14 protein-coding genes and 1 tRNA gene are annotated in these 16,977 nt (G+C 73.7%); 11 read left to right on the forward strand and 4 right to left on the reverse strand.

Going from position 1 to position 16,977, the window contains the following annotated elements; all coding sequences use genetic code 11:
* Window positions 1–5 precede the first annotated feature (5 nt).
* Complete coding sequence (locus AIF0345_RS02680; RefSeq protein WP_285297061.1) at window positions 6–590, forward strand: isochorismatase family protein; 585 nt, start codon at window positions 6–8, stop codon at window positions 588–590.
* Window positions 591–638: 48 nt separating this feature from the next.
* Here the strand turns inward: AIF0345_RS02680 and AIF0345_RS02685 are convergent, their stop codons facing one another.
* Together AIF0345_RS02685 and AIF0345_RS02690 are read right to left on the reverse strand one after the other, a co-directional pair.
* A complete protein-coding gene (locus AIF0345_RS02685) occupies window positions 639–1,442 on the reverse strand; it encodes a hypothetical protein (RefSeq protein WP_285297062.1) in 804 nt (267 codons plus the stop codon).
* Complete coding sequence (locus AIF0345_RS02690) at window positions 1,439–2,278, reverse strand: hypothetical protein (RefSeq protein ID WP_285297063.1); 840 nt, start codon at window positions 2,276–2,278, stop codon at window positions 1,439–1,441. Before AIF0345_RS02690 ends, AIF0345_RS02685 begins: the two co-directional genes overlap by 4 nt.
* Window positions 2,279–2,387: 109 nt before the next feature.
* Here AIF0345_RS02690 and metG point away from each other — a divergent pair, with 109 nt between their 5' ends.
* The 6 genes from metG to AIF0345_RS02720 all read left to right on the forward strand — a co-directional run bounded on the left by metG (window position 2,388) and on the right by AIF0345_RS02720 (window position 10,261).
* Entirely contained in the window at window positions 2,388–4,235 is a 1,848-nt protein-coding gene (gene metG / locus AIF0345_RS02695) for a methionine--tRNA ligase (RefSeq protein ID WP_285297064.1), read from the forward strand.
* Complete coding sequence (locus AIF0345_RS02700; protein ID WP_285297065.1) at window positions 4,232–5,185, forward strand: TatD family hydrolase; 954 nt, start codon at window positions 4,232–4,234, stop codon at window positions 5,183–5,185. The genes metG and AIF0345_RS02700 overlap by 4 nt, the downstream gene beginning before the upstream one ends.
* Before the next feature lie 73 nt (window positions 5,186–5,258).
* Window positions 5,259–6,230, forward strand: a complete 972-nt coding sequence (locus AIF0345_RS02705; RefSeq protein WP_285297066.1) for a G5 domain-containing protein — start codon at window positions 5,259–5,261, stop codon at window positions 6,228–6,230.
* A gap of 112 nt (window positions 6,231–6,342) precedes the next feature.
* Window positions 6,343–7,344: a 16S rRNA (adenine(1518)-N(6)/adenine(1519)-N(6))-dimethyltransferase RsmA gene (gene rsmA / locus AIF0345_RS02710; protein ID WP_285297067.1), complete on the forward strand. Its 1,002-nt coding sequence runs from the start codon at window positions 6,343–6,345 to the stop codon at window positions 7,342–7,344.
* A complete protein-coding gene (locus tag AIF0345_RS02715; RefSeq protein ID WP_043563025.1) occupies window positions 7,341–8,342 on the forward strand; it encodes a 4-(cytidine 5'-diphospho)-2-C-methyl-D-erythritol kinase in 1,002 nt (333 codons plus the stop codon). The genes rsmA and AIF0345_RS02715 overlap by 4 nt, the downstream gene beginning before the upstream one ends.
* Complete coding sequence (locus tag AIF0345_RS02720) at window positions 8,342–10,261, forward strand: ABC-F family ATP-binding cassette domain-containing protein (RefSeq protein ID WP_285297069.1); 1,920 nt, start codon at window positions 8,342–8,344, stop codon at window positions 10,259–10,261. Before AIF0345_RS02715 ends, AIF0345_RS02720 begins: the two co-directional genes overlap by 1 nt.
* A 115-nt stretch (window positions 10,262–10,376) precedes the next feature.
* Here the strand turns inward: AIF0345_RS02720 and AIF0345_RS02725 are convergent, their stop codons facing one another.
* Together AIF0345_RS02725 and AIF0345_RS02730 are read right to left on the reverse strand one after the other, a co-directional pair.
* The gene (locus tag AIF0345_RS02725) at window positions 10,377–11,015 is read right to left on the reverse strand and encodes a TetR/AcrR family transcriptional regulator (protein WP_285297070.1); all 639 of its coding nucleotides are present in this window, start codon (window positions 11,013–11,015) and stop codon (window positions 10,377–10,379) included.
* Between the two features lie 28 nt (window positions 11,016–11,043).
* Window positions 11,044–12,210, reverse strand: a complete 1,167-nt coding sequence (locus tag AIF0345_RS02730) for an acyltransferase family protein (RefSeq protein ID WP_285297071.1) — start codon at window positions 12,208–12,210, stop codon at window positions 11,044–11,046.
* 159 nt (window positions 12,211–12,369) lie between these two features.
* Between AIF0345_RS02730 and AIF0345_RS02735 the strand changes: the two genes are divergently transcribed.
* The 4 genes from AIF0345_RS02735 to AIF0345_RS02750 all read left to right on the forward strand — a co-directional run bounded on the left by AIF0345_RS02735 (window position 12,370) and on the right by AIF0345_RS02750 (window position 16,943).
* Window positions 12,370–12,441, forward strand: a tRNA-Gln gene (locus AIF0345_RS02735).
* A gap of 147 nt (window positions 12,442–12,588) precedes the next feature.
* A complete protein-coding gene (locus AIF0345_RS02740) occupies window positions 12,589–13,638 on the forward strand; it encodes a bifunctional UDP-N-acetylglucosamine diphosphorylase/glucosamine-1-phosphate N-acetyltransferase GlmU (RefSeq protein WP_285297072.1) in 1,050 nt (349 codons plus the stop codon).
* Between the two features lie 76 nt (window positions 13,639–13,714).
* Entirely contained in the window at window positions 13,715–14,698 is a 984-nt protein-coding gene (locus tag AIF0345_RS02745; RefSeq protein WP_043563021.1) for a ribose-phosphate diphosphokinase, read from the forward strand.
* Between the two features lie 190 nt (window positions 14,699–14,888).
* Window positions 14,889–16,943, forward strand: coding sequence for a DUF7926 domain-containing protein (locus AIF0345_RS02750; RefSeq protein ID WP_285297073.1), 2,055 nt, complete (start codon window positions 14,889–14,891; stop codon window positions 16,941–16,943).
* The last annotated feature ends 34 nt before the right edge of the window (window positions 16,944–16,977 follow it).

The raw sequence follows: 16,977 nt of genomic DNA on the forward strand, positions 1-16,977 counted from the left end.
GTGTCATGACAGATACTGCGGGCAGCCGGGCCCTGATCATCGTTGACGTCCAGCCGACCTTCTGCGAGGGCGGTGCGCTCGCCGTCGCCGGCGGCAACGCGGTCGCCGCGCGCGTGGCCGCCTACGCGGCCGCCCACCGGGAGGACTACCGCCTGGTGGTCACCACCCAGGACTGGCACATCGACCCCGGCCCCCACTTCTCGGACACGCCGGACTTCGTCGACACCTGGCCGCCCCACGGCGTCGCCGGCACCGCCCAGGCCGAGCTCCACCCCGCGCTGGCCGGGCTCCATCCGGACGCGCGGGTCAAGAAGGGCCAGTACTCCGCCGCCTACTCGGGCTTCGAGGGCGTGACCGACGACGGTACCGACCTCGACCGGATCCTGGCCGGCGCCGGCATCGAGGCGCTCGACGTCGTCGGGCTTGCCGAGTCGCACTGCGTCAAGGACACCGCGCTGGACGGCCGGCGGCGCGGCTACGCCGTGCGCGTGCTCACCGACCTGACCGAGCCGGTGTCCCCCGAGCTGGGCGAGGCGGCGCGCGCCGAGATGCGCGCCGCCGGCGTCGAGCTGACCGCTTCGCGGTCGTGACCCGGGCGCGGGCCGCCGTCGGCCGGGTCCCCGGCGACGGCGGGCTCCTCAGGATCCGTCGGGCTCGCGGGGCGGCGGCATCGGGCGGTAGACGACCTGCTGGGGCGCCAGGCCGTAGGCGCCGGGCGTCGGCGGCGCGACAGGCGCGGCGCCGGGCTCGGCGGACGGCGCCGCACCGGCGGGACCCGGCGCGTCCGGCGGCCGAGGAGCGCCCGGCGCCGGACCGCTGACCGGGGCGCTCGGAGCAGGACGAGGCCGGCGCAGCCTGAGCACCAGGAGCCAGGGGGAGGCGACGATAATGAGCAGCACGGCGACGATGCCCGTGGCGCCCGCGGCCAGGGCAAGGTGGAAGGAGCGCCTGGACTCGGGGGACACCGTTGCGGTGTCGAAGATGATCTCGCCGGTGCCGCTGCACGAGACGCTGTAGAGGCCCGCCTGCGTGGAGCGGAAGCCGAGGACCTGGAGGGGGGAGTGGGCGGAGCTCCTCACCGTGCTCGACAGGGCCAGGGACTCGCCCGCCGGGTCCACCACCTCGCATGTGAGGCTGTAGTCGTCGGAGTAGAAGCCGTACGGGGTGTTCTTCAGGAGAGTGAAGCCCCGCGTGCTGCCGTCGCCGGGGACGGTGACGGGGGAGCTCGGCGGCGTCAGGCGCACGGCCATGATGAGCGTCACAATGGCGATCAGCAGCAGGCCGAGACCTGCGCGGAGCAGGTTCCACGGGAGCCGCCTGGCCCGACGGTAGGCGGTGAGCGGGGCGGTCAGGCCGCCGGGGCCGCTGGGAGGCGGCTCGGCGGCCGGGATCGCCGGCGCCGCCCCGCGGTCCTGCTCCTGCGGCCGGCCCCAGGCCGTCATGGCTGCCCGCCTCCGCTGTACTCGACGACGACCCGCTTCCGAAGAGCGACCTTGCCGCGCGGGCCGCGCGAGAGGAACCACACGAGGCCGATGATGAACAGGAGCACGCTGGCGATGAGGCCGAAGATGCCGGCGATGAAGCCGAGGATGGCGCCCACGAAGGAGCCCGCCTCGGCGTCGTCGCCGATGTAGGTGTCGGAGGAGGTGCAGGAGATCGTGTAGCTGCCCGAGGCGGTCGCGGTGAATATGCCGAACTCGTGCTCGTTGTTAATGGTGATATTCGAGGAGGGGCGCGTCACGGGGACGTCCCGGCCGTCGGGTCCCGTCACGGTGCACCTGGCGGAGTAGGAGCTGCTGTACAGCCCGTAGGCGGAACCGGCGGACAGCGTCCTGGTCGTGGCGCCGGTCGCGTCGATCGGGGACAGTGAGGAGTCGATGGTGGCGAACCGGCCTGCCGAGACGATCACGATGACCAGCGCCACCAGGCCGAGCACGAGGCCGCTGCCGAGCAGGATGGCCGGGGCCCTGCGGCTCTTGGCCTCGCGAGGCTGAGGACCGGGGAACGGTCCGGGCGCGCCGGTCTGGAAGCCGGGGCCGTAGCCGCCGGGACCCGCGCCGCCAGGGCCCGTGCCGGGACCCGCGCCGCCCGGGCCCGTGCCGGGCCCCGTGCTGCCGGGCCCCGTGTAGGAGCCGTAGCCGCCCGGGCCCGTGCCACCAGGATCCGCGCCCGCCGGGGCGCCGGGGCTGTAACCCCCCGACTGCGGGGCCGCGTCCGCACCCGCCGACCGGGACGGGTCGGTCGAGTACGGTGAACCTGAGGACGGCGGGTAGGTCATGGCAGAAAGCTCCTTAACGCAGAAGGTACGGCGAGCGGTGCGCTCCGCTCCCCTCCACCATACGGCGCCCGGGTCCGCGGGGCGCGGAGGAGCGGATAGGGTTGGGGCCATGAGCCACATCCTGTCCGCGGTCGCCTGGCCCTACGCCAACGGCCCCCGCCACATCGGTCACGTCGCCGGCTTCGGCGTCCCCTCCGACGTCTTCTCGCGCTACATGCGCATGGCCGGTCACGACGTCCTGATGGTCTCGGGCACCGACGAGCACGGCACCCCCATCCTGGTGGCCGCTGACGAGGAGGGTGTGACCGCCCGCGAGCTCGCCGACCGCAACAACCGGCTCATCGTCGAGGACCTGGTGGCTCTGGGCTTGTCCTACGACTTGTTCACCCGCACCACGGCCGGCAACCATTACCGCGTCGTGCAGGACATGTTCCGCACCGTGCGCGACAACGGCTACATGGTCCAGGAGATCACCCGCTCCGCGATCAGCCCGTCCACCGGCCGCACCCTGCCCGACCGCTACATCGAGGGCACCTGCCCCATCTGCGGCGCCCCCGGGGCGCGCGGCGACCAGTGCGACACCTGCGGCAACCAGCTCGACCCCACCGACCTCATCGACCCCCGCTCGCGCATCAACGGGGAGACCCCCGAGTTCGTGGAGTCCACCCACTGGTTCCTCGACCTGCCCGCGCTCGCCGGCGCGCTGGGCGCCTGGCTGGACGAGCGCGAGGCCTCGGGCACCTGGCGTCCCAACGTCATCCGCTTCTCCCAGAACATCCTGGAGGAGATCCGCCCCCGGGCCATGACGCGCGACATCGACTGGGGCATCCCCGTGCCCGGCTGGGAGGACCAGCCCACCAAGCGCCTCTACGTGTGGTTCGACGCCGTCATCGGCTACCTGTCGGCCTCCATCGAGTGGGCCCGGCGCACCGGGGACCCCGAGGCCTGGCGCGCCTGGTGGAACGATCCCGGCGCCCTGTCCTACTACTTCATGGGCAAGGACAACATCGTCTTCCACTCCCAGATCTGGCCCGCCGAGCTTCTGGGCTACGACGGCCGGGGCGAGCGGGGCGGTGCGCCCGGCGAGCTCGGCACCCTGAACCTGCCCACCGAGGTGGTCTCCAGCGAGTTCCTGACCATGGAGGGCAGGAAGTTCTCCTCCTCGCACGGCATCGTCATCTACGTGCGCGACTTCCTGGAGCGCTACCAGGCCGACGCCCTGCGCTACTTCATCTGCGCCGCCGGCCCCGAGACCGCGGACGCCGACTTCACCTGGGCGGAGTTCGTGCGCCGCACCAACGGCGAGCTCGTCGCCGGCTGGGGCAACCTCGTCAACCGCACCGCCACCATGATCCACAAGCGCTTCGGCGCCGTCCCCGCCCCCGGCGGGCTGGAGCCGATCGACGCCGCGCTGCTGGACTCGATCGAGGCGGGCTTCGACGCCGTCGGCGGCCTGATCGCCCGCCACCGGCAGAAGGCCGCGCTGGCGGAGGCCATGCGGCTGGTGGGCGAGGCCAACAAGTACATCGCCGACACCGAGCCCTTCAAGCTCAAGGGCCAGGACCCGGCCACCCAGGAGCGCCTGGCGACCATCCTGCACACCCTCGCCCAGGCGGTGGCCGACCTGAACCTTATGCTCTCCCCCTTCCTGCCGCACGCGGCCAACGACGTGGACCGGGCCATGGGGGGAGCGGGCGCCATCGCCCCCATGCCCGAGGTCCGCGAGGCCCGCGAGCTCGACCCGCAGGTCCTCCCCGAGGCCTTCGCCTCCCGCACCGGCTACCCGATCATCGCCGGGGACTACACCACCGCCCCCGCATGGGGCCGCCACGACGTCGTCATCGGCACGCCCGTGGCCAGGCCCGCCCCCGTGTTCGTCAAGCTCGACGAGGCGATCGTGGACCAGGAGCTCGCGCGCTACGCGGACCGCCTGCCCGACGACGTCACCGGGGCATGAGCCGCAGGCACCGCGACCGCTCCTGGCCTCCCGCCGACGCCGTCGCGCCGCTGGCCGGACCGGTGATCGACAACCACACCCACCTGCCCGTGCCCGGGCTGCCGGCCGAGGGCCCCGGCTCCGAGGCGCCGCTGGACGCCGCCGAGCTGGTCGCACGGGCCGCCGCCGCGGGAGTGAGCGGCATCATCACCTCGGCGTGCGAGACCCCCGCCTGGCGGGGCAGCCTCGAGCTCGCCCGCACCCTGCCGGGCGTGCGCGCGGCCCTGGCCCTCCACCCCAACGAGGCCGTCCTGCACGCCGGGGTGCGCGAGGTCGGCCCGGACGGTCTCGCCCCGGCCGTCCGCCCCCACCACGACGAGCCCGTCGATGCGGCCATGGCCCGGCTCGAGGACCTCGTGCGCGCGCACCGCGGCGCCGTCGTCGCCATCGGCGAGACCGGGCTCGACTTCTTCCGCACCGGGGAGCGCGGCGCCGCCGCCCAGCGCGAGGCATTCCGGGCCCACATCGCCCTGGCCAAGGAGACGGGGCTGCCGCTGCAGATCCACGACCGCGACGCCCACGAGGACTGCGTGCGGGTGCTGCTCGCCGACGGCGCCCCCGAGCGCACCGTGTTCCACTGCTTCAGCGGCGGGGCGGAGCTGGCCCGGGCCTGCGCCGAGCACGGCTGGTACGCCTCGGTCGCCGGCCCTGTGACGTATTCCTCCAATGACGCGCTCCGGGCGGCGCTGGCGCTCATCCCCGACGAGCTGCTGCTGGTGGAGACCGACGCCCCCTACCTGCCGCCCGGGGCCTGGCGGGGACGGCCCAATGCCTCCTATCTCATGGGGGAGACGGTGCGCTTCCTCGCCGGGCTGCGGGGGCTGGGCGAGGCGGATGCGTGCGCGCTCCTGACCCATACCACCCGATCCGTCTACGGGGCGTTCGACGGGCCGGACGTGATACGGATGTGACCTTTCGGTGTTGCTCGAATGGGGGTTCGTCGGCTAGCGTTTCAGACAGTCATCAACCACAAGGAGTTCTATCGTGGGTCGACACTCGCAGACCAGCTCGTGGAGCACGACGCTGGTCGAGCTCGGGGCACTGGCCTCCAAGAGCCTGCCCGGCTCCAACAACACCGGTGCTCGTGGCCGTCGTCGTGCTCAGGGTGCAGCCAAGACGTCCGTGGCCCCCATGATGTATCGGGCCGGAGGACTCGCCGCCGCCCTGTCCCTGGCGGTCTCGGGCGGCGCGTACGCCGCCACCCAGGTCGGCGGCGACAACAGCAGGCCCGTCAGCGAGACCGAGGCCAACCTCGCCGCCATCGGCAGCGGGCAGGTCTCCAGCCAGGCGTCCGGTCTGACCATTGAGGGGCAGTCCGACTCCGTCTACACCGTCACCGAGGAGACCACCGAGGCGCACGGCCGGGTCGAGAAGGAGACCGACTCCCTGCCCAAGGGCGAGACCAAGGTCGAGACCGAGGGCGTCGACGGCGTCGTGCGGACCACCTACGAGGTCAAGGCGAAGGGCGGCACCGAGGTCTCGCGCACGCCCCTGTCCAGCACGACGGTCACCGAGAAGGTCGACGAGGTCGTCCTGGTCGGCACGGGCACCGACTCCGGCTCCGGTTCGGACGCGCAGGCCTCCGGGGAGTCCGGCGGCGGTGGCGGCGAGGCCGCGCCGCCTGCGGCCAGCGCCTCGGGTGACGGCACCACTCCTGAGGGGGCGCAGGCCATCGCTCGCGGAATGATGGCCTCCTACGGCTGGGGGGACGACGAGTTCTCCTGCCTGCAGAGCCTGTGGAACCGTGAGTCGGGCTGGAACTACCAGGCCGAGAACGCCTCCTCCGGCGCCTACGGAATCCCCCAGGCGCTGCCCGGCTCCAAGATGAGCTCGGTGGCCGGCGACTGGGCGACCAACCCCGCCACCCAGATCACCTGGGGCCTGGGCTACATCCAGGGGCGCTACGGCACCCCGTGCAGCGCCTGGGCCCACTCCGAGTCCGTCGGCTGGTACTGATCGTCCGGCCTGGCGGCGGCCCGGACCGGGCGGCGGCTGCTGCTACGAGCGCGACCCGCGTTCTGTGAGGGCGCTCGCGCGTCCGTCGGCGCTGCCCGTTATTCTGGACCCCATGTCTCAGACTCTCGGCGCCGCCGGCGCCGTCGCGGCCGTGTGCGGCGCCGATGTGCCCGCGTCGGCCCCCGGGGGCCACCCGTCCGACGCAGTCGGGGGCGGCCTGCTCGGCCCTGCCCGGGTTCGGGGCCTCACCACGGCCCTCGGCCTGCGGCCCACCAAGACTCTCGGGCAGAACTTCGTCCACGACGCCGGGACCGTGCGGCGCATCGCCCGTCGGGCGGGCGTGCGCCCCGGTGAGACCGTCCTGGAGATCGGCCCGGGACTCGGCTCCCTCACCCTGGCGCTCCTGGAAGCGGGCGCGCGCGTGATCGCCGTCGAGATCGACCCGGTTCTGGCGCGTGCCCTGCCCGTCACCGTGGCCGATCGCATGCCCGGGGCCGCAGGCCGCCTGCGCGTCGTCCAGGCCGACGCCCTGACCCTCGACGGCCCCGGCGCGCTGGGCCTGGCGCCCGCCGACCCCGCCCCCACCCGGCTGGTTGCCAACCTGCCCTACAACGTCGCCGTGCCGGTGCTGCTGACCCTGCTCGCCTCCCTGCCGAGCCTGAAGACGATCACCGTCATGGTCCAGGCCGAGGTCGCCGACCGCCTCGCCGCGCCTCCCGGGTCGAGGACCTACGGCGTCCCCAGTGTCAAGGTCGCCTGGTACGCCTCCGCGCGCCGCACCATCACCATCGGGCGCAGCGTCTTCTGGCCGGCTCCCAATGTCGACTCCGCCCTGGTCGAGCTCGTCCGCCGCGAACCCCCGGCGACATCCGCCGGCCGCAGCCGGGTCTTCGCCGTTGTCGACGCCGCCTTCTCCCAGCGCCGCAAGACCCTGCGCCGGACCCTCGCGCCCCTCGCCGGGGGGCCGCAGGGGGCCGAGGCCGCCATCCGCGCCGCGGGCATCGACCCGGCCGAGCGCGGCGAGAAGCTCGACGTGACCGCCTTCGCCTCCCTGGCCGAGGCCCTCGCGGCCGACGGCGCCCCGACCGCTCCCGCAGCACAGGAGAACCGATGACCCACCTGCGAGCCGTTCCCGGCGCCGACAGCAGCGGGCCGTGCCCCACGCGCAGCTGCGGCGGAGCGACGACCGTGCGGGTCGAGGCGCCCGGGAAGATCAACCTCTTCCTGTCCGCCGGCGCCCCCGGAGCGGACGGCTACCACCCGCTGACCACGGTCTTCCAGGCCGTGCGGCTCATTGAGACCGTCACCGCCCGCAGCCAGTCCCGCGCGGCCCGCGGCAGCATCACGCTGACCCTGGAGAACGGCCCGCAGGAAGACGCCGCCGTCCCCACCGACTCCTCCAACCTCGCTGTGCGCGCCGCACGCCTGCTGGCCGAGACCACCGGCGTCACCGACGGCGTCGACCTGACCATCCGCAAGCGCGTGCCCGTGGCCGGGGGCATGGCGGGGGGCTCCGCCGACGCCGCGGCGACACTGACGGCCTGCAACATCCTGTGGGGCGCCGACCTGGGCCCGGACGAGCTGGGGGACCTGGCGGCCCGGCTCGGCGCCGACGTCCCCTTCCCCCTCCTGGGGGCCACCGCCGTCGGGCACGGGCGCGGGGACCGGCTCACCCCGCTCATGACCCGCGGCAGGTACCTGTGGGTCCTCGCCTTCGCCGCCCGGGGCGGCCTGTCCACCCCCGCCGTCTTCAGCCGCTTCGACGAGCTCGCCGCCGCCTCGTCCGGGGGCGGGGCCGCGCCCGCCGACGTGCCCGAGGAGATGACCGCCGCGCTGCGCGCCGGCAACGCCCGCGCCCTGGCGGCGGCGCTGCACAACGACCTCCAGGGGGCGGCCGTCTCCCTGCGCCCCGAGCTCGCCGAGGTCATCGGCATCGCCGAGGCCTCCGGGGCGCTGCGTGCCATCGTCTCCGGCTCCGGCCCGACGGTGGCGGCCCTCGTGCCCGATGCGGCCAGCGCCACGCGGGTGACCCGCGCCCTGACGGCGTCCGCCCTGGTGGGAGGAACGGCGCGCGTGGACGCCCCCGTGGCCGGGGCCCGGGCGGTGGGCTGATGGCGCACCTGCTCGGGGCGGAGTCCATCCGCATCTCGGTGGGCTCGCGCCTCCTGCTCGACGACGTCACCCTCGGCATCGACGACGGCAGCCGCGTGGGGGTCCTGGGCCCCAACGGTGCGGGCAAGTCGACCCTGCTCGCGGCCCTGGCGGGCGCGCGCGAGGTCGACGGCGGCCGCGTCACCCGCTCGGGGGGCACGCGCGTGGCCATGCTGCTCCAGTCCGACGGCTTCGCGCCCGGCGACACCGTGCGCACCGCCGTCCACGGCCGGGCCCCCGAGCACGAGTGGGCCTCGCGCGCCCAGGTGCGGGACATCCACGCCGGGCTGCTGGCCGACCTGGACCTCGACAGGCCGGTCTCCGCGCTGTCGGGCGGCCAGCGCCGCCGGGTCGCCCTGGCGGCGGTCCTGACCGCGCCGGCTGACGTCGTCATCCTCGACGAGCCCACCAACCACCTCGATGTCGAGGGCGTGGACTGGCTCGCCCGCCACCTCGGTGCGCGTTTCGCCGGGCGGCGGGCCTCCACCGGGGCGCTGGTCACCGTCACCCACGACCGCTGGTTCCTCGACGCCGTGTGCACCAACGTGTGGGAGGTCGTCCCCGGCGCGGACCCGGGCGGCGGGCGGCCCCAGGTCGCCGGGAGGGTCGAGGCCTACGACGGCGGTTACGCCGCCTACGTGCTGGCCCGGGCCGAGCGGGCCAGGCGGGCCGCCGTCGCCGCCGCCAAGCGCGAGAACCTGCTGCGCAAGGAGCTCGCCTGGCTGCGCCGCGGGGCGCCGGCGCGCACCTCCAAGCCGCGCTTCCGCATCGACGCCGCGGAGGCCCTCATCGCCGACGTGCCGCCGCCGCGCGACACCGTCGAGCTCGTGGCCATGGCCACTGCCCGCCTGGGCAAGAGGGTCATCGACCTGGAGGACGTCACGGCCGGCTACCCCGGGCCCGCCGGCGCGGCGGGCGGCGGGGACTGCGGGCGCGCCGAGGTGCTGCGCCGCGTCACCTGGCGCCTGGCGCCGGGCGAGCGCGTCGGCGTCGTCGGCGTCAACGGCGCGGGCAAGACCACTCTCCTGCGGCTGCTCGAGGGCTCGCTCGCACCCGCTCGGGGGCGCGTCGTGCGCGGCAGGACGGTCCAGGTGGCCGCCCTGTCCCAGTCCACCCGCGAGCTGGACGCGCTCGCGGACAAGCGCGTGGTCGAGGCCGTCGCCATGGTCGGCGAGCGCGTCGTCGTGGGCGGCAGGGAGCTGACCGCCGCCCAGCTCGTCGAGCGCCTCGGCTTCACCCGGCAGCGCGCCTGGACGCGGGTGGGGGAGATCAGCGGCGGGGAGCGGCGGCGCCTCCAGCTGCTGCGCCTGCTCATGACCGAGCCCAACGTGCTGCTCCTGGACGAGCCCACCAACGACCTGGACACCGACACTCTGGCCGCCGTCGAGGACATCCTCGACTCCTTCCCCGGCACCCTGGTCGTCGTCTCCCACGACCGCTACCTGCTGGAGCGGGTCACCGACCACCAGGTCGCCCTCCTGGGTGACGGCGCCCTGCGCGACCTGCCCGGGGGAGTGGAGCAGTACCTGCGGCTGCGGCGTGAGACCGCCCGGGAGCAGGGCGGGGCGCCGTCGGCGTCGTCCGGCTCGGGCGGGCCTGTGGCGGCCGGGACGGCCGGACAGACTAAGGCGACGGCGACCGGGGCCGGGAAGGGGCTGGGCGGCGCCGAGCGTCGGGCCGCGCAGAAGGAGGTCGCCGCGGTCGAGCGGCGCCTGGACAGGATCGGGAGCCGGATCGCCGCGCTCCAGGAGCGCATGGCGGCCCATGACCAGAGCGACTACGAGGGCCTGCGGGAGCTCGCCGAGGAGGCGCGGGCGCTGCGGCTCGAGTCAGACTCGCTCGAGGAGCGCTGGCTCGAGCTCTCCGACCGGCTCGAGTAGCGCCTCTGCCGTCCCCTGCGTCGAGATAGACATTCTCGTACGAGGTAGACGGTGCCACCGCCGACCTCGTACGAGAATGTCTATCTCGACGGGGTGGGGCGGGTGGTGGGCGGGGTCAGCCGCCGGCCTCGTCATGGTCGGTGCGCAGCGTCGGGGTGGGCTCCATGGCCCGCAGGCCGTTCCAGGCGAGGTTGACCATGTGCGCCGCCACCTTCTCCTTGCTCATGGTCCGGTTCTCCAGCCACCACTGCGAGGGCATGGCCACGATCCCCACCAGCATCTGGGCGTACAGCGGCGCCGGGCGCGGGTCGATGCCGTGGTCGGAGAACTGCGCGGCCAGCAGGCCCGAGACCTGGATGGCGACGTCGGCCAGGAACGTGGAGTAGGTGCCCGAGGCCCGGTCGTTGCCGCTGGAGAGGATCCGGAAGCCGTCGGGGGAGTCCTCGATGTAGGTCAGCAGCGCCAGCGCGGCCCGCTCCACCGTGACCGAGGCGGAGGACGAGGAGCTCAGCGCCCGGGTGATCGTCGTCGAGATGGTGTTGAGCTCGCGGTCCACGATGACGGCGTACAGCCCCTCCTTGCCGCCGAAGTGCTCGTAGACCACGGGCTTGGACACTTTCGCCCGGGAGGCGATCTCCTCGATGCTCGTGCCGTCGAAGCCCTTGGTGGCGAACAGGCCGCGCGCCACCTCGATGAGCTGCTTGCGCCGCTCGCCCGCGCTCATGCGGGTGCGCTTGCTCCCCTTGCCGGCCATAGGAGAATCATGCCGCGACTCCTCGGGCTCATCGCGCCGTGCGGCGCACGCGTGAGGAGACCCACTGGCCGGCCCGCCGCGACAGGCGGTGGCTCGGCGCCTCCACGTACCGGCGGAACAGCCACGTCAGCGGCGCCGTCACCGCCACCGCCACGGGCGCCACCAGCCACGGGGACCACGACGCCATCAGCAGGCGCGTGGCGACGATCACCGGCTCGTGAACCAGGTAGAGGGAGAAGGACAGGGCGCCGAGGTACTGCACCGCCCGGGACCGCAGGACCCCGCGCAGGGCCCCGGCGCGCACGGCCAGGGCGACCAGCGCCGCGACCGCCGCCAGGGACACCGCCGCCGCCAGGCGCCCCGCGACGGGCCCCTCAAGCCCCGGCCACCAGCCGATCGTGATCAGCACGAGGCAGGTCAGGGCGGCCGGGGTCGCCCACGGCGCCGGCCGCTCGGGGGCGATGGTCCCCAGGTGGCCCCAGCGCCACCCCGCGGTCGCCCCGAGCACGAAGACGGGCACGTAGACCAGCGTCCGGGTGTCCCCGGTGACCGCGGGCACGGCCAGGCAGGCCGCCGCCGGCAGCCACCACGCCCGCGCCCGGGCCGCCAGCGCCACGACGAGCACGACAAGCGGCAGCAGGAAGGAGAAGACGGCCTCGGCGTGCAGCGACCACAGCACCGTGTTGCGGTACGCGTAGCGCGGCTGCAGCGCGAGCTCGAGGAGCAGGTGGCGCGCGGACAGGCCCGCCGGGTGCGCCTGCGTCATCCAGGGGCCCAGCGAGGCGGCGGTGGAGCGGGGCACGAGCACCATGAGGGCGACGGCCAGGGCCGTGGAGGCCGCCGCCGGCAGCCACAGGCGCACGATCCTGCGCGGCACGTAGTCGATCCAGTCGAAGCGCCGCCGCTGGGCGTGCCGGCGCGCCACCGGGTAGACCAGCGCCGTGCCGGACAGGACGAAGAAGACCAGGACCGCCTCGTGCCCCGCCCACAGCAGGTGCAGCGGCGTCTGGGTGAGGATCCTCGCAGCGGGCTCCTCCGGCACGACCCCCGGCCACGCCCCGATCCGGGCGAAGGCCGGGACGGTCAGCAGGCAGTGGTGGATGACGACGACGACGGCGGCCAGGCCCCGGAGCCCGTCGAGCTCGATCAGGCGGGCGGAAGGGCCGGGACGGGGAGGCGGAGGGGAGCTGGGCACGCGCCCAATCCTGCCCGAGAAGGACCAGTACCGTCACCGCGGCCGGGGCCTTGCGGGCCCCTGCGGCCACCGCCGCGTGAGCGTCGTCGGGTTCTCGCGGGGACGCAGCCGTGAGACACTGGCGCCCGGCCGCGGGACCGGTGCGCCCGACCGCGGCGGTCCGCCCTGGTGTAGTGGTAGCACGCAGGCCTTTGGAGCCTTGAGGCCCGGGTTCGAACCCTGGGGGCGGAGCCGCGCCGATCCGATGCAATGATGCAGTACCGCGGCCGCGTCATGACGACACGCTGTGCCGGCTCGTGCCGCGGGCGACGTAGGATGAAGGCGCGCTCGTCGTCCTGTGTCGGGTGCACTCGGCAATCACCAGCGAGAAGAGGACCTGTGGCTTCCACCGCACCCGCCGCCGTCATTGTCATGGCCGCAGGCAAGGGCACCCGCATGCGCTCGGCCACACCCAAGGTGCTGCACGCCATCGGCGGGCGCAGCCTCCTTGATCACGCCGTCACCGCGGCCCGCGGCCTGCACCCCGACCACCTCGTGGTCGTCGTGCGACACGAGCGCGACGCCGTCGTCGCCCACCTGGCCGAGGTCGCCCCGGACGCCGTGGCCGCCGACCAGGACGAGGTCCCGGGCACGGGCCGCGCCGTCGCCTGCGGCCTGGCGTCGCTGCCGGCCGACCTCACCGGCCCGGTCGTGGTGACCAGCGGGGACGTGCCGCTGCTGGACACCGCCACCCTGGCGGACCTGCTCGCCCAGCACGCCAGGCGCGGCGACGCCGTCACCCTGCTGACGACAGTCCTGGAGGACCCCACCGGATACGGGCGCGTCGTGCGCGAGGCCGACGGCCCCGACAGCCCCGTGTCGGCCATTGTCGAGCAGCGCGACGCGAGCCCCGAGCAGCGCGCCATCACGGAGATCAACGCCGGCGTCTACGTCTTCGACGCCGCCCACCTGCGCCGGGCCCTGACCACCCTGGGCACGGACAACGACCAGGGCGAGGTCTATCTCACCGACGTCGTCGCGCGCGCCCGTGCCGCGGGCCTGTCCGTCTCCGCCCTGGTGGCGGCCGACCACTGGCTCGTGGAGGGCTGCAACGACCGCTCCCAGCTCGCCGAGCTCGGCGCGGAGCTCAACCGCCGCACGCTGGCGCGCTGGATGGAGGCCGGGGTCGGCGTGGTCGATCCGGGCGGCACCTGGGTGGACGTGTCCGTCGAGCTCGCCCGGGACGTGATCCTGGAGCCCGGCGTCCTCCTGCGCGGCGCGACCCGCATCGGCGAGGGCGCTCGCGTGGGCGCCTACGCCATCCTGACCGACGTCGAGATCCCCGCGGGCGCGGTCGTCGCGCCCTTCAGCCAGCTCGACGGCGATACTCCCACGGGCACCGGGACGAGCACCGAGACGGGCACGGACAGGCACCGAGATAGGCACTGAGACGGGCGCCGACAAGCACTGAGACCACCGCACCCACCATCGAGGGCCCTACCGGCCGTCAGAGAGGAACCACGTCATGACGGGCATTATCACCAGTGGTGAGAAGCGACTGGTCATTGTCTCGGGCCGGGCCCATCCCCAGCTCGCCAAGGACGTCGCCAGGGAGCTCGGCACGCAGGTGCTCTCCTCGACCGCCTACGACTTCTCCAACGGGGAGACCTACGTGCGCTTCAACGAGTCGGTGCGCGGCTGCGACGTCTTCGTCGTGCAGTCCCACGGCGACCGCGTCAACGACTGGCTCATGGAGCAGTTCATCATGGTCGACGCCCTCAAGCGGGCCTCCGCCAAGCGCATCACCGTGGTCGCGCCCTTCTACCCCTACGCCCGCCAGGACAAGAAGCACCTGGGGCGCGAGCCCATCTCCGCCCGGCTCGTCGCGGACCTGTACAAGACGGCGGGCGCGAACCGCATTATGAGCATCGACCTGCACTCCTCCCAGGAGCAGGGCTTCTTCGACGGGCCCTGGGACCACCTGTGGGCCCAGCCGGTGCTGGTGGACTACATCCGACGTCGCATCGACACCTCCAACGCGGCCGTCGTCTCCCCGGACGCCGGCCGTATTCGTGTCGCCGAGCGCTGGGCCAACGCCCTGGGCGGCACGCCGCTGGCCTTCGTCCACAAGACGCGCGACATCACCCGGCCCAACGAGTCGGTGGCCAACCGCGTCGTCGGCGCCGTCGAGGGGCGCTCCTGCGTGCTGGTGGACGACATGATCGACACCGGCGGCACGATCGCCAAGGCCGTCCAGGTGGTGCTGGACGCGGGCGCGAAGGACGTCATCGTGGCCGCCACGCACGGCGTGCTCTCCGGCCCGGCCGTGGACCGGCTGTCCACCTGCGGGGCCCGCGAGATCGTCGTCACCGACACCCTGCCGATCCCCGAGTCCAAGCGCTTCGAGCGCCTGACCGTGCTGCCGATCGCGCCGCTGCTGGCCCGCGCCATCAAGGCGGTCTTCGACGACGGCTCGGTGACCCGCCTGTTCGACTCCGAGGGAGTCTGACCGGAGGCCCGCCCGGGCGCGCCCCAGGGGCCCGCGGTGACCCGCCGCCCTGAGGGCCGGTCGTCAGGCGCATTGCAATTCGGTTACACCGCATTGCAGTTCAATTACGCATGACGGTAGCGTGGTGGTACCCCACATCCACCTCCCTTACAAGCAGAAGGGCACCCCCATGCATTCTGTTGCTCAACGCGTGGAGGCACCACCCCGCTGGCGTCCTCTCGTCGGCCTCACCACCTGCCTCGGGCTGATCGCCCTGGCCCTGGCGGCGGTGTCCCCCGGCACGGCGGCCAGGGCCGACGACGGTCAGGCCCCCGCGATCTCCGACGTCGCCCTGGTCAAGTCCGGCCGCACCGGCGAGGACTCCGCCGGCGGCCTGGCCCTCCACGACGTCGCCAAGCTCACCTACTCCTGGGACGCCGGCGACCAGGCCCGTGCCGGCGGCGCGATCACGATCGACCTCGGCGCCCACTTCACCAACCTGGAGCCCCAGTTCTCCTCGCCCGTGTCCGTGGCCCACGACGGCACGATGGAGCAGGTCGGCACCTGCGACCTGGCCGAGAAGACCATCACCTGCACCTTCAACGACAAGGCCGACGAGCTCCGCGGCGCCGGCTTCACCGACTTCAGGGGCAGGGGCGAGGCCCTGCTCCTCGCCGCCCGGCAGACGGGCGAGGCGACCACCACCATGCGGGTCAACGGCGCCGACGTCACGGTGAGCCTGCCCGGCGAGGGCGGAATCGAGGAGGCCGCGGCCCCCGCCGACGGCCCCTGGCAGCTGTCCAAGGAGGGAGGTGCCATCGACTCCTCCTCGACGGCCATCGACTGGAGACTCGACTTCGGCTCGGACTACGTCAAGGAGCAGCTGGCCGGGGGCGACTCGGAGATCGCCGCGGACGGCGCCACCCGGGACACCATCACCTTCAACGACACCCTCGGCGACGGCATGAGCTTCGGCTCCGACCCGTCCCAGTGGACCCTCTCCGCGCGCGGCTCGGCCGGCGCCGAGGGCGCGCTCCTCGCCAAGGGCGCAGCGGAGGCCGACGCCTCGAGCTCGAGCGGCGCCGTCGGGGGCTTCGCCCTGACTGTGACCACTCGCGGCCAGACCGCCACCATCAGGGCCACCGGCCCCTTCGCCCCGGGCGCCGGCTACGAGATCGCCTACCGGACGGGATTCGCCTCCCAGGACGGCAAGGCGGTCATGGGCGCCCGCTACTCCAACAGGGCCGCTCTCAACGGCGCCGGCAAGGAGGTCAGCGGCGAGAGCAGCTACGCGCAGCCCTTCAGCCTCACCGTCGGAATGGCTCCCGGCTTCGGCGGCTTCGGGGTCGTCAACGCCCTGACCGGCTCGGCGATGGACGCCGTCCCCGCCGGCACCGCCTTCAGTGTCAGAGTGGGCTACAAGCTGCCCGAGGCGGCCGGCACCTACACCGGCTGGACCGCCCCCGGAGAGCTCAACGACGACGGCGTGAGCGGCTCGGCCGTCATGAAGAGCGAGATCGGCAAGACGACCGTCTTCCCCGGCGCCTTCCCCAGGGGCACGGTCGTCACCCTCAGCGAGGACCTCACCAGTGTCTCGCCGGCCCCCGACGGCTACAGCTGGGGCTCGCCGACCTACTCCGTGGACGGCGCCGAGACCTCGAGCCTGACCATCGGCTCCCAGACCAGCGCCTCGGTCTCGCTGACGAACCGCGCCTCTGCGACTCCCCTGGGCACCTTCCAGGTTCAGCAGAAGGCCTCGGGCGCGGACGTCTCCGGCAAGGAGTACAGCTTCGTCTACGAGTGCTCCGACGACCAGTTCGGAGCCGTGACCGTCAAGGGCAACGATGTCGCCGCCGCCCCTGACAAGACCTTCGCGGAAGGCACGAGCTGCACCGTGAAGGAGGACGAGGAGATCGCGGCCATCGACGGCTACGACCTGTCGGTGCCGGAGGAGCGGACGGTCGTGATCACGACCGGGGCGACCCCGACGCTCACGTTCACCAACATCTACCTGCCGGCCGGGACGCTTCCGAGGACGGGCCCGACGGAGCCGGCGCCCACCGCCTCCGCGGCAGGCGGGGCCCCGGCCGTGCAGGCCGCCCCGGCCTCCGAGGACCCGGGGGCGGCGCAGGCGGCTCCGGCGAAGGCGTCGCTGGCGAGCACCGGCGCCGCGGTGCTGGTGCCCCTGGTCATTATGGTCGCGGCACTGATCGGCGGCGCGGTGATGCTGCTGATGCGCCGTCGCGGCCCCAAGGACGACGACTGACCGCTGCCCCCACCGCCGAGATCGGTCCGGTTCC

It is taken from the genome of Actinomyces israelii (assembly GCF_030253495.1).
Taxonomy (GTDB): Bacteria; Actinomycetota; Actinomycetes; order Actinomycetales; family Actinomycetaceae; genus Actinomyces; species Actinomyces israelii.

Bases quoted from the DNA above. Each gene is read 5' to 3' on its own strand.
- AIF0345_RS02680 (WP_285297061.1), top strand. From the start codon at position 6: ATGACAGATACTGCGGGCAGCCGGGCCCTGATCATCGTTGACGTCCAG.
- AIF0345_RS02685 (WP_285297062.1), bottom strand. From the start codon at position 1,442: ATGACGGCCTGGGGCCGGCCGCAGGAGCAGGACCGCGGGGCGGCGCCG.
- AIF0345_RS02690 (WP_285297063.1), bottom strand. From the start codon at position 2,278: ATGACCTACCCGCCGTCCTCAGGTTCACCGTACTCGACCGACCCGTCC.
- metG (WP_285297064.1), top strand. From the start codon at position 2,388: ATGAGCCACATCCTGTCCGCGGTCGCCTGGCCCTACGCCAACGGCCCC.
- AIF0345_RS02700 (WP_285297065.1), top strand. From the start codon at position 4,232: ATGAGCCGCAGGCACCGCGACCGCTCCTGGCCTCCCGCCGACGCCGTC.
- rsmA (WP_285297067.1), top strand. From the start codon at position 6,343: ATGTCTCAGACTCTCGGCGCCGCCGGCGCCGTCGCGGCCGTGTGCGGC.
- AIF0345_RS02715 (WP_043563025.1), top strand. From the start codon at position 7,341: ATGACCCACCTGCGAGCCGTTCCCGGCGCCGACAGCAGCGGGCCGTGC.
- AIF0345_RS02720 (WP_285297069.1), top strand. From the start codon at position 8,342: ATGGCGCACCTGCTCGGGGCGGAGTCCATCCGCATCTCGGTGGGCTCG.
- AIF0345_RS02725 (WP_285297070.1), bottom strand. From the start codon at position 11,015: ATGGCCGGCAAGGGGAGCAAGCGCACCCGCATGAGCGCGGGCGAGCGG.
- AIF0345_RS02745 (WP_043563021.1), top strand. From the start codon at position 13,715: ATGACGGGCATTATCACCAGTGGTGAGAAGCGACTGGTCATTGTCTCG.